Raw genomic sequence first — 12,595 nt, forward strand, 5'->3', positions numbered from 1 at the left:
TAAATGCTTTTAGCTAATATAAAACGGGTTAATCCTTCTATCGGATTAACCCGTTTTGTTTTTTGGATGAAACAAACAAACTTTTACCTGCTTATTATTAAAGCATTAAATAAGCACACAACTAATGCTAAATTTACTTAGCTTTGCAGCGCAAAAATTATGCTTACATTAACAGAATTAAAATCCTTACTGGCTACGCCACAGAAAATTGTCATCACCACGCATCATAAACCTGATGGCGATGCAATGGGCTCATCTTTAGGTTTATATGGCTATTTAATTCAAAAAGGACATCATGTAAAAGTGATAACCCCAACCGATTATCCTGTTTTTTTACATTGGATGCCCAACAATTCCGATGTGATAATTTTCACAGAGCAGCAGGAAAAATCTGCTAAATTAGTTGATGAGGCCGCAATAATTTTCTGTTTGGATTTTAATACCTTAAGCAGGATTAACGAACTGGGCGAACTGGTCAGAACGGCTTCTGCAAAGAAGGTTATGATTGACCACCATCTCGAGCCGGAAGATTTTGATGATTATCGCAACTGGGATATTAATGCATGCGCTGCCGCCCAATTGGTTTACGATTTCATTGTTAACCAAATGGAAGACGAGAAAGGTATAAATAAAGATGTGGCAACCTGTCTTTATACTGGTATTATGACCGATTCTGCGTCATTTCGTTTTCCTTTAGCAACCTCAAATGTGTATCGAATTGCTGCAAATCTTATTGATTTAGGCGCTGAACACTGGAAAATACATCAATTGGTTTATGATAATGCAAGTGAAGATCGTTTGCGTTTTCTTGGTTATTGCTTATCAAACAAGTTGGAAGTTTTTCACGAATTTAATACGGCAATTATTACCGTTACAAAGGAAGAACTTGCTAAATACCACAGTGCAACCGGCGATACGGAAGGCGTTGTAAATTATGCTTTATCTATAAATGGAATTCGTCTGGCAGCCTTAATAGTTGAAAGAACTGATAAAGTTAAATTATCTTTACGTTCTACGGGTGATTTCCCTGCAAATGAAATCTGTAAAAAATATTTCAATGGCGGCGGACATAGAAATGCCGCGGGCGGTGCCTCAGAGAAAACATTAACTGAGGTTATTGAAGAATTCAAATCAATATTACCGGAATATAAAAGTCAGTTAATCGTATAAAATTAAATAAACGGGTTAAACCTGATAACAAAAAAATCAATCAAATAAATAATGAAACCTGCGAAGCAGGCTTCATAACAAAGAAAAATCAATAAATAATGAAAAAAGGAATAATTATTCTGTTTGCAGCAACATTAGGTTTAGCTGCTTGTAACAATTACAAAAAAGGTGAAGGAGATTTGCAATACAAAATCTTAAAGGATGAAGGTAAAGAAAAAATCAAAGAAGGTGATTTTGTAAAATTAAATGGTATTCAAACGGTAGAAGGTACTACAAATGCGGATTCGACTTTAGTTAATACGTATGACAACGAACGTCCTGCTTTTTTTCCGATCAGCAAATCGATGTTTAAAGGCGATTTAGTTGCAGCTTTGAAAATGTTAGGTGAAGGCGATAGTGCATCTTTTAAATTGAACTTAGATTCAATGGCTAAATATTCTGGTCAGCCGAAACCAGCGGGTTTAAAAAGTAACTATGCTACTTTCACTGTAAAAATCGAAAAAGTATTACACAAAGCAGCTAATGAGGCAGATTCTACTTTCGAAACAAAGAAAAGAACTTTCTTCGAAACAGAATATAAAGCGTTAATTGCAAAAAACAAAGCAAATGAAGCTGCAAAAATCAAAAAATACATTGATGATAATAAATTAGAAGTTAAATCTACGGCTTCTGGTTTACAATATGTTATCGAAAAACCAGGTAATGCTGAAAGAGCTGCTTTAACGGATACGGTAATGGTTGACTATACCGGTCAGTTCACCAATAAAAAAGGTAATGGCAAAATCAATGTTTTTGATACATCAAACGAGAAGATCGCTAAAGAAGCGGGTATTCACTCGCCAATGGCTCAGTACACTGCCCGCCCGTTAGTTTTAAATCAGCTGGCTCCGGGTTTCATAGAAGGTGTTCAGTTAATTGGTGTTGGTGGTAAAATTAAAATCATCATTCCGTCCAAATTAGGTTATGGCGAAAATGGTGGTGGTCCAATCAACCCTTTTACGCCTTTGGTTTTTGATATCGAAATTAAATCAATTAAAAAAGGAAGTGCAGCACCAGTTGCTGCTCAGCCAATGCCGACAACTCCGGCTCAATAACAAAAAAATAAAAATTATAAAGCCCCGGAACTTAAAATCCGGGGCTTTGTTATTTAAATCTAATTTATATTTAGGTGTTCCTCTTTGTTTCTTGCTCTTTGTTCCTTACTCTTTATCCTTAACTTTGCCTTATGATTTTTACCGATACGCATACCCATTTATATTACGAGCAGGATGCAGAAAAACAAGCCTTGCTGATGGAGCGTTGCCTTGAAAATGGTGTTAACCGTTTGTTCTTGCCAAATGTTGATGTGGCTTCAATTGCTAGGATTGATGACCTGGTAAATAAATATCCGCAAAATTGTTTCGCGATGGCAGGCTTGCATCCTTGTGATGTGAAAGAGGGTTACCAGGAACAACTTGATATTATTTACGAAACAATTTCCGGCAGAAAAATATATGCAATCGGCGAAATCGGTATCGATTTATATTGGGATAAAACAACTCTAAGTATTCAGCAAGATGCCTTTCACAAACAAATCAGCTGGGCAAAGGATTTAGGTTTGCCTATCGTTATTCATTGCCGTGAAGCTTTTGATGAGGTTTTTGAAGTTTTAGAAAGTGAGCGTGATGAAAAATTACGGGGGATTTTTCATTGTTTTACAGGCAATGTAGAACAGGCGAAACAAGCCATTGATTTAAATTTCTACTTAGGTATTGGCGGTGTGGTAACTTACAAAAAAGCCGGATTGGACATGGTGCTTTCTGAAATTCCGTTAGAAAATCTCGTGTTGGAGACTGATTCACCTTACCTTGCTCCGGTTCCTTTTCGGGGAAAACCAAATGAAAGCAGTTATCTCATTTATGTTGCTCAAAAACTAGCGGATATTTACAGTGTTTCCGTTGAAGAAATTGCGACCGTTACGACAGAAAATTCTAAGAAAGTTTTTGGTATTTAGTGTAATTAGTTTTATATCCCGCTGCCTGCACAGATTTATTCTGCCACAATTATTTTCCTCTGCGGGAGTTCTTTATCAATTTGACAAGTATTTTTATTTAGCAGAAATCTGATTTAAGTTATTCGCAACAGGATGACTTATTCATATAATATGTTCGTATTTTTTCTCAATCAACTAACCCAGGGTATATTATTGTCAACATCTATTCTTCAAGACCAAATAATTAATTTAATAACCGTATTTTTAACGTGTATTGTTATTTTGCAGTAAAACGGGATTATTGATTGTTATTTTAATAAAATAAGCATCGTATATTGCTGAATGATTGCGAATATGAAAATCTTGTTAAAGCATTTATATTTTTTTCCTTTCTTTGCGCTGAGCAACCTTTACCAAACCAGATGAATAAAATCCTTGTAATTTATACCGGCGGTACAATCGGTATGATAAATGACCCGGATAACGGGATGTTAGTTCCCTTTAATTTCGAACAGATAAAAGAAAACGTTCCCGAGTTAAGTCGCTTAAATTATCACCTGGATGTTCATTCCTTCAATCCGGTTTTGGATTCATCAAATATGGATCCTGAAATCTGGAAAACCCTGGCACAGCTTATTTACACGAATTACGATTTGTATGATGGCTTTGTGATTTTACATGGTTCAGATACAATGGCTTTTACGGCTTCGGCGTTAAGCTTTATGTTAGAGAACTTAGGTAAGCCGGTTGTTTTAACAGGTTCCCAGTTGCCTATCGGAGAAATCAGGACGGATGCAAAGGAAAACTTAATTACGGCACTTGAAATTGCTGCAACCAAAGAAAACGGTAAAGCATTGGTTCCTGAAGTTTGCATCTATTTCGATGCCCAGCTATTCAGAGGCAATCGTTCTATAAAATATAACATTGAAAAATTTGAAGCTTTTCGCTCGCCAAATTATTCAATTCTGGCAGAAGCAGGCGTGCATTTGCAATTTCATGAAAACTATATATTAAAAGCCCCTGAAGCGCCTTTAATTTTGCGTACCAATTTCAATTCAAATATCGGAGTGTTAAAATTATATCCCGGTATTACGCCACAGGCAGTTCAGGCCATTACCGATTCTAAAGTCGACGCAATTATTTTGGAAACCTTTGGCTCCGGTAACACCACAACGGCTCAGTGGTTTTTAGATGCGCTGCAAAATGCTTTAGGCAATGGTAAAATCATCATTGATATCTCGCAGTGCAAAAAAGGCTCTGTACAATTAGGCAGGTATGAAACCAGCCGCGAATTACAACAAATGGGTATTTTAAGTGGCTTCGATTTAACCTTTGAAGCAACGGTAACTAAACTAATGTTCGTTATGGGCTTAGGTTTGCCGGTTGAGGAAAGCAAAAAGCTTATGGAACAATCTTTACGCGGCGAACTAACGAATTAAAGTAAAAGTTGTGCAATTATGACGTAAGTCATTCCTCATACGAGTATTTAGCCCTATTTTTGTTTATAAGGTTAAAGTAATAGTTAAAGGCAGTAGTTTGTCTTTATACTGGATAATCAATTCTTGATACTTACAACATGAAAATAGAACAAATATACACCGGTTGTTTGGCTGAAGCTGCATATTACATTGAAAGTAATGGCGAAGCGGCAATTATTGATCCGCTCAGGGAAATTTCAACTTATTTAAAGAAAGCGGAAAAGGCCGGAGCAACCATTAAGTATATTTTTGAAACGCATTTTCACGCTGATTTCGTTTCCGGTCATGTAGATCTGGCGGAAAAATCCGGTGCAGAAATTATCTATGGACCAACAGCCAGAACAGAATTTAAATCGCATATTGCTAAAGACGGCGAGCAATTTAAAATTGGTGATGTAACGATTACGGCGCTTCATACACCCGGACATACATTAGAATCAACAACTTATTTATTAACGGATGAAACCGGGAAGGATCACTGTATTTTCAGTGGTGATACACTTTTTATAGGAGATGTGGGTCGCCCTGATTTAGCGCAAAAGGGGCATTTAACGAAAGAGGATTTAGCAGGAATGCTTTACGATTCATTAAATGATAAAATTAAACCTCTGGCTGATGATGTGATTGTTTATCCTGCTCATGGTGCGGGTTCCGCTTGCGGAAAAAGCATGAGTAAAGAGACTTTTGATACCTTAGGCCATCAAAAAGAAGTTAACTACGCTTTAAAAGCACAAACTAAAGAACAATTTATAGCTGAAGTTACAGATGGTATTATGCCGCCACCACAATATTTTGCGAAGAACGCAGCAATTAATAAGGGCGATATTAACAGTATCGATGAGGTTTATAAAAAAGGATTAATTGCATTGACACCTCATGAATTTGAGCAGATGGCGAATCAAACCGGTGCAATAATGCTTGATACCAGAGACCCTCAGCTTTTTGCGAAAGGTTTTATCCCCAACGCCGTTAATATTGGTTTAAACGGTCAGTTTGCGCCCTGGGTGGGTGCCCTGATAACAGATTTGGAACAGCCAATTCTGTTGATAACTGATAAAGGAAAAGAACAGGAAACCATTACCAGATTAACACGGGTTGGTTACGATAATACAATTGGTTACCTGGATGGCGGTTTCGAAAGGTGGACAGATGCAGGAAAAGAAATCGATACAATTGAATCTATCTCTGCGGAAGCTTTTGAGCAGGCATCGAATGAACATGAGGTAATTGCTTTAGATGTGCGAAAACCAGGTGAATATGAATCGGAACATTTAGACTTCACCTTAAGCCGCCCATTGGATTTTATTAATGACTGGACTGGTGAAATTAATCCAAAAGCTACATATTATATTCACTGCGCAGGTGGTTATCGCTCCATGATTGCAGCTTCAATTTTAAAATCCAGAGGTGTAGAAAATGTTATCGATGTTGCCGGCGGATATGGTGCAATAAAAAACACCGGTTTAAAAAGAACCGATTTCGCTTGCCCAAGTAAGGCAATGAAAGTTTAATTTAGTTATTTTAACCACCTAAGAAACCTTCGAACAACCGAGGTTAAAGCGTCTGATTTACGCATCAAACTAAGGTGATTTTAAACGTCTAAGGTGGTAGTTTTATAATATTAAATTCAAAATCATTTTCGCTTGCCCAGGTAAGGAAATGAAAGTTTAATTTAGTTATTTAAGCACCTTAGAACCGAGTTTAAAGCGTCTGATTTACGCATCAAACTAAGGTGATTTTAAACGTCTAAGATGGTAATTTTATAATATTAAATTCAAAATCATTTTCACTTACACAGAAAACTTATATATCTAAGGTGGTAAACATTTTATAATGTCAAAAACTCAAAATCATTACGACGTATTAATTATCGGTGCTGGTCCTATCGGTATGGCTTGTGCCATCGAAGCGCAGAAAGCAAACTTAAGCTATGTGATTGTAGAAAAAGGCGCTTTAGTAAACAGCCTCTTCAATTACCCGGTATTCATGACATTTTTTTCTACTTCTCAGAAATTAGAAATCGGTCGTGTTCCGTTTGTAACGATTAGTCCGAAGCCCAACCGGAACGAGGCAGTAGAATATTATCGTCGTGTTGCAGAAAAATTCGAGTTAAACATTCATCTTTTTGAAACCGTAAACCAGGTTGTAAAGAATGAGCAAGGTGTTTTTGAAATCACGACTTCTAAAACCATTTATACTTCAGGAAATGTAATTGTAGCAACAGGTTTTTACGATGTTCCTTTGTTAATGAATGTTCCTGGCGAGGATTTACCGAAAGTTACACACTATTACAAAGACCCGCATTTATACGCCTTCCAAAATGTTGTTGTTGTTGGTGCTAATAATTCGGGCGTAGATGCCGCTCTCGAAACTTACCGAAAAGGCGCTAATGTTACCATGGTGGTTAGAAGCGGCGAACTTGGTCCGCATGTAAAATACTGGGTTCGACCCGACATTCAAAACCGCATAAAGGAAGGTGAAATTAAGGCACTTTTCAATTCTGAATTGCTTGAAATCAGGGAAGGGGAAGTTGATGTTAAAACGCCTGACGGTTTAATGACCATCCCAAATGATTTTGTTATCGCCATGACAGGCTATCAGCCTGATTTTTCGATGCTGAGAAAATTCGGTATAGATTTACCGGAAAGCCTTTGCCCCTTTTACAACGAAGAAACCATGGAAACCAATGTTAAAGGTTTGTATCTGGCAGGTGTAGTTTGCGGCGGTTTGGATACCCACAAACTTTTTATAGAAAACTCGAGGGTTCATGCAGAAATGATCGTGAAAAATATAGTGAGCTGAAAGTCTGGAGTTGAAAATCGTCATTTCGACTGAAGCACAGCGAATCTAGGCTGCGCTGGAAATGACAGCCTTATTTATTTAATCCCGATCCAATATATTTTTTATTTCTTCTTCGGATATAAAACGCCAAAACCTTTATAAAGTGCCTGGTGCAAAATCGTTAGGTGGTTTTCTTCAGGAAGTGGTGAAAAATTAACTTCAATATTTTTATGCCTTTGTAAAATCTCAGCCAATTTTTTGGCATCGTTTTCCATTTGCTTGCCTTCTGTACCAACTGAAATATACACCTGCATTTCTTCGGCTGATGGTTTTGTTAAATACTTAGGCGCTTCATTCAGAAGCGATTCATTATTCCACCATAAACTCGGACTAATAATCATATAATTTGTAAAAAGCAGCGGTTTTTTCAACAGGATTTCTGTTGCTAATAGGCCGCCAAGCGATTGACCGATAATTGTTTTGGAGGCATTGGCTTTATACGCCTTTTGAATAAAAGGTTGAAGTTCTTTCTCTATAAATAAAATAAAATTTTCTGATTTTCCGGTCGTTGGAAAGTCTTTTAAATCCTTTTGTATCGAAGTAGGGAAGGTGAAATCTCTTTTTCTGTCTACATTAGCTACACCAACTAAAATAGATTTTGGCATAGCTTCAATCATAGTCAAAAATTGAACTAACCCTGCAACATGCACAAAGTCTTCATTTGCAGAACCGTCTAAAAGATAAATTACCGGGTAAGATTTAGCAGAATCAGGAGAATAGCCTTCCGGCAGGTAAACGTTAAGTGTTCTGTTTTCTTTTAAAATTGAAGAATTGACGGTTTGAGTTTCGCCGAGTACAAAAGGCTTTGCTTGTTGGATATTTTGAGCAAAAGAATTAATTATTAAAAATAAATAAGTTGTTAGTAAGACTATTTTTTTCATATCGTCAAAAAGTATAAATGCGCATTGCAGATTCTGTACCAGGCTTTATTCCCTCTATATTCATTTCCTCAATTAAATTGACTATTTTTCTATAATTTTCTGTTTCATTTAAAGGTTTCCCTTCTGCGTTTAAAATTTCACCCCCAAGCCTACTTTTACAATACTTTGCTGCTTTTAGCATAGCCTTGTAAATATTCATTGGATCTCTGCTCGTTAATATGGAATACCCGAAATTTAAGTCTGAAGGATTCATTTCTCCACTTTTTATTTGTTCTGGCAAGAAATATCCTGGAGTTGTAGATGTCCAAACTGAGAAATAAGGTTCATCATTATTCTTCCTCCAATGAAATAAATCACCATCGCCCCATTTTAAGCCTACACATAACAAAGCATCCCACGCCTTCTTTCCGTCAAACTGAGATTTACTTTTTAATGAAATAATAAGCTCTTTATTGAAACGACGATTTAACGCGACTAGTTTTTTACTTTTTTCAATTGCCTGATCAAATGTTTCAATATATTTGATGTTTACTTTATCATTAAGTGTCGTTAATTTTCTATTAAGTTCGTTTACATAATTTTGTAATTTCTTTGCATCGAAGCTAGGATTCTCGTCATTGAAAACCTCTAAAAGATTTATAGCAATTTCAACCTGTTTGTATTCTTCTGATTTATCTCCTGATAAAGCGTAGGTCCACTGCTTATCATTTGCAGAATATCCATAGATTTCCGCTGCGGTAAAAGTGATTCTCCAGTTTTTATCAAAGAGCTCTTCTAAGTCTTTCTTTCGGAATGTATGGCCATTCTCAAACTTCAGCTCAATTATAAAATCTTTATTTGGATCGCCTTTTATTGTTGGTTTTAACTCCGATGTTTCAGAAACACTAAAATTTAGTTTCGGAAAATTTAATATGGTTGAAGAATCTTCAGATGGTTCAAAAAGGCCTAAATCCCTAATCCTTTCCTCACTTTCAGTTGCGGTAGTGTAATAAATACCATTTTCGTCAACATTTTTTTTTGGATTAGAACAACTGAGAAAGCCTAGTAAGGTAATTAAAAGGAAATTTTTTTTCATAGATATTAATTGAATACTATTTCACCGGTATTTTCAAAACATTCCACACAAAATTATCAATTGCAGTTTCTACGCTTGGTAGATCCTTAGAGGTTATATAGGAACCTAAAACATGGTTTTCGCCATTAGGAATGGCAATTTTTCTTTTTATATCCGCTGAGGTTCCCAGTTCATCGAACATTTTTAGCATAGCATCTACACGAACAACCGGATCTTGTTCTGTTTCATTTTTGTAATAGTAAAGCATTAGCACAGGCTGTTTTACTTTTTTAAAAACACTTTTAATCATCGTACTTTCAACAAATTCCTGCAGCTCAACTAAAGATTCTATACGATAATTTGTATACCAGTACTTCTTATATTCGGCTGTTCGGCCATCTACTTTACGTTCTTCGCTGCCAAGCACTCTTCTTGCAATTTGTAAACCCCATGGATCATTCAATAACCAGGCATTTTTATCGTTTATGGCCACGTTTGGTGAAATTAAAATCAGGCTGTTAATTTCAGGATAAACTGTTGCAAGTTTTAGGGCAACGGTGCCGCCGGTTGATGTACCGATGATAATAACTTTTTTACCAAGCTTTTTGCCAATTGCATAGGCTTGCTTACTGGTTTCCCAAAGCTTATCGGCAGTAAAATATAGCATAGGTGCGATGGTGTCAATCCCATGGTCGGCAAGGCGGGGAAGGAACAGATTTGCCTTCAGCTTTTTTGCCAGATTGATGTGAACAGGGTTTCCTTCCATTTTTGATGCAGAAAAACCATGCAGATAAACAATTGCATATTCCGTTTGGTGATGCGATGAATCGGCCCATACAATTTCGGCCTCATTACCCGGTTTAATGTTATGTTCGCTTTCTATGGCGTTAATATAATTTTCGAGCGCTGCAAGATCCGGTACTTTAGTCAGCGACTCATTATAAACAGGCTTTTTAGGTTTCGGTCCGGCAAAGTAGGTGCCGATTAATAAAACAGAAAGACCTAATAGAATTTTATATCGTTTTTTCAATGCAATATTTTATTAAATGTAAACTTTTATAGGAAATTAACCTAAGTTTGCAATCAAAATTTTTCGACTTAATGCCGGGAATCGAACAGATAAAAAAACCTATAGCAGCTGACATTAAAGCGTTTGAAAAAACCTTTAAGGATTCTATGCACAGCGATGCGCCGCTGCTCGACAGGATTACCCATTACATCGTTAAGCAAAAAGGAAAACAAATGCGGCCGATGTTTGTGTTTTTCGCTGCACAGCTATGCGGTGGAATCACCGCATCCACACATCGCGGCGCAGCTTTGGTTGAACTTTTACATACAGCGACACTGGTGCACGACGATGTAGTGGATAACGCTTATGAACGTCGTGGTTTTTTTTCCATCAATGCTTTATGGAAAAATAAAATTGCTGTTCTCGTAGGCGACTACTTATTGGCGAAAGGCTTATTGCTCTCTGTAAACAATAACGAGCATCGATTGTTACAAATTGTATCAGAAGCGGTAAAGCAAATGAGTGAAGGCGAATTGCTGCAGATCGAAAAAGTGCGGCGGATGGATATTTCCGAAGAATTATACTTCGATGTTATCCGCCAGAAAACAGCCTCCTTAATTGCATCATGTTGTGCTGCAGGTGCTGCATCAGCAGGTGCTGATGATGAAACAATTGAGAAAATGCGTTTGTTTGGCGAAAAAGTTGGTATTGCTTTTCAAATAAAAGACGATACTTTCGACTTCGGGACTGATAATGTTGGTAAGCCTTTGGGTATTGATATAAAAGAGAAAAAAGTAACCCTGCCATTAATTTATGCCTTAAATAGAGCAGAGAAACCTGAACGGAAAAGGATTATAAACCTGGTAAAAAACCATCAGGATGATTCGGCTAAAATTCAGGAAATTATAGATTTTGTAAATGCTAAAGAAGGCGTTTTGTATGCAAATCAAAAAATGCAGCAATACCAGGAAGATGCGTTTAATATATTACACCAATTTGAAGCAGGCGAAGCGAGAACAGGATTAGAGCAACTCGTACTGTACACTACCGAACGTAAAAAATAATGAGCAATGAGTTACTTTTCAGCATAGGTTTTCTTTTATTTATTACACTCATTCTTGCACTTGATTTAGGTCTTTTCAGCAAGAAGGAACATGTGATAAGTCTGAAACAAGCCGGTATCATGAGTTTAATCATGGTTGCTTTTGCCATTGGTTTTTACTTTATATTGATTACCGAAGGACAAGAATTACATGGCATTAAAGATTTCGCTCATTTAAAAGAAATCGTAGCCAAACACCAGCATCATATTACCTTAATTCCGGATAATTTCGAGCAAAGTTTGGCTGTCTACAAGCAGAACCTCGGTTTAGAGTTTTTAACAGGATACGTTATCGAATACGCCCTTTCGGTTGATAATATATTTGTTATCGTCTTAATATTCTCTGCCTTTGCGGTTGAAGAAAAATACTACCATCGTGTTTTATTTTGGGGTATTTTAGGTGCAATTCTGATGCGTTTCATCTTCATTTTTGTGGGCGCTGCGTTGATAACCAAATTCGGATGGATACTTTATGTTTTCGGCGCTTTCCTGGTTTTTACAGGTGTCAAGATGTTCTTTAGCAAAGAAGACGATGATAAAATTGATCCGGAAAATCATCCCGTCGTTAAATGGGCATCAAAAATCTTTGCCATTCATCCTAAATACGAAGGCAAAAACTTCTTCGTGAAAATTAATGCAAAGCGTATGGTAACGCCTTTGTTCCTGGTTTTATTAATCGTAGAATTCACCGACTTGCTCTTTGCAGTAGATTCCATTCCGGCAATTTTTGCGGTCACTAAAGACCCGTATATCGTATTTTTTTCCAATATCTTTGCGATAATGGGCTTGCGTTCGATGTTCTTTTTACTGGTAAACATTATCCATAAATTCCATTATTTAAAAACCGGTCTGGCATTTTTATTAACCTTTATCGGGGTTAAAATGCTCACACACGTTTATCTTGAAAAGTGGGGTTTCACCACAGAACATTCATTAATCGTTATTTTGAGTATATTGGTTATCAGTATTGTAGCCTCGCTTATTTTTCCTAAGAAGACAGTTAAATAGAAAAATAAAATTCAATCGTACACAAACGCCGATTTCCGCAGATATTGTCCGGAATCATGTAATTTGCAATGGTTTTTTTT

General features: G+C 36.7%; 11 protein-coding genes. 8 read left to right on the forward strand and 3 right to left on the reverse strand.

The window, feature by feature from the left end; translation table 11 throughout:
- The first annotated feature begins 159 nt into the window (after positions 1-159).
- From O0931_RS17700 to O0931_RS17725, 6 genes are all read left to right on the forward strand, one after another.
- Entirely contained in the window at positions 160-1,170 is a 1,011-nt protein-coding gene (locus tag O0931_RS17700; protein WP_269416813.1) for a DHH family phosphoesterase, read from the forward strand.
- A 98-nt stretch (positions 1,171-1,268) separates the two neighbouring features.
- The gene (locus O0931_RS17705; RefSeq protein ID WP_269416814.1) at positions 1,269-2,264 is read left to right on the forward strand and encodes an FKBP-type peptidyl-prolyl cis-trans isomerase; all 996 of its coding nucleotides are present in this window, start codon (positions 1,269-1,271) and stop codon (positions 2,262-2,264) included.
- A gap of 131 nt (positions 2,265-2,395) precedes the next feature.
- Entirely contained in the window at positions 2,396-3,163 is a 768-nt protein-coding gene (locus O0931_RS17710) for a TatD family hydrolase (RefSeq protein WP_269416815.1), read from the forward strand.
- Between the two features lie 401 nt (positions 3,164-3,564).
- A complete protein-coding gene (locus tag O0931_RS17715) occupies positions 3,565-4,581 on the forward strand; it encodes an asparaginase (RefSeq protein WP_269416816.1) in 1,017 nt (338 codons plus the stop codon).
- A gap of 137 nt (positions 4,582-4,718) precedes the next feature.
- On the forward strand, positions 4,719-6,131 hold the full coding sequence (locus tag O0931_RS17720) for an MBL fold metallo-hydrolase (protein WP_269416817.1): 1,413 nt from the start codon (positions 4,719-4,721) through the stop codon (positions 6,129-6,131).
- Between the two features lie 322 nt (positions 6,132-6,453).
- Entirely contained in the window at positions 6,454-7,422 is a 969-nt protein-coding gene (locus O0931_RS17725; RefSeq protein WP_269416818.1) for a YpdA family putative bacillithiol disulfide reductase, read from the forward strand.
- A 101-nt stretch (positions 7,423-7,523) separates the two neighbouring features.
- Here O0931_RS17725 and O0931_RS17730 read toward each other — a convergent pair whose 3' ends face one another.
- From O0931_RS17730 to O0931_RS17740, 3 genes are read right to left on the reverse strand one after another with little or no spacing between them, the layout of a single operon-like run.
- Positions 7,524-8,342 carry an alpha/beta hydrolase gene (locus O0931_RS17730; RefSeq protein WP_269416819.1) on the reverse strand — a complete coding sequence of 273 codons (819 nt, stop codon included), beginning with the start codon at positions 8,340-8,342 and terminating at the stop codon, positions 7,524-7,526.
- 4 nt (positions 8,343-8,346) lie between these two features.
- On the reverse strand, positions 8,347-9,417 hold the full coding sequence (locus tag O0931_RS17735; protein WP_269416820.1) for a cell division protein ZipA C-terminal FtsZ-binding domain-containing protein: 1,071 nt from the start codon (positions 9,415-9,417) through the stop codon (positions 8,347-8,349).
- Positions 9,418-9,433: 16 nt separating this feature from the next.
- Positions 9,434-10,426, reverse strand: coding sequence for an alpha/beta hydrolase (locus O0931_RS17740; RefSeq protein ID WP_269416821.1), 993 nt, complete (start codon positions 10,424-10,426; stop codon positions 9,434-9,436).
- Between the two features lie 71 nt (positions 10,427-10,497).
- Here O0931_RS17740 and O0931_RS17745 point away from each other — a divergent pair, with 71 nt between their 5' ends.
- Both O0931_RS17745 and O0931_RS17750 read left to right on the forward strand, forming a co-directional pair.
- Entirely contained in the window at positions 10,498-11,469 is a 972-nt protein-coding gene (locus tag O0931_RS17745; RefSeq protein WP_269416822.1) for a polyprenyl synthetase family protein, read from the forward strand.
- Complete coding sequence (locus O0931_RS17750; RefSeq protein ID WP_269416823.1) at positions 11,469-12,515, forward strand: TerC family protein; 1,047 nt, start codon at positions 11,469-11,471, stop codon at positions 12,513-12,515. The genes O0931_RS17745 and O0931_RS17750 overlap by 1 nt, the downstream gene beginning before the upstream one ends.
- Positions 12,516-12,595: the final 80 nt, after the last annotated feature.

Origin of the sequence: Pedobacter rhodius, from assembly GCF_027213645.1 — a bacterium.
GTDB lineage: Bacteria > Bacteroidota > Bacteroidia > Sphingobacteriales > Sphingobacteriaceae > Pedobacter > Pedobacter rhodius.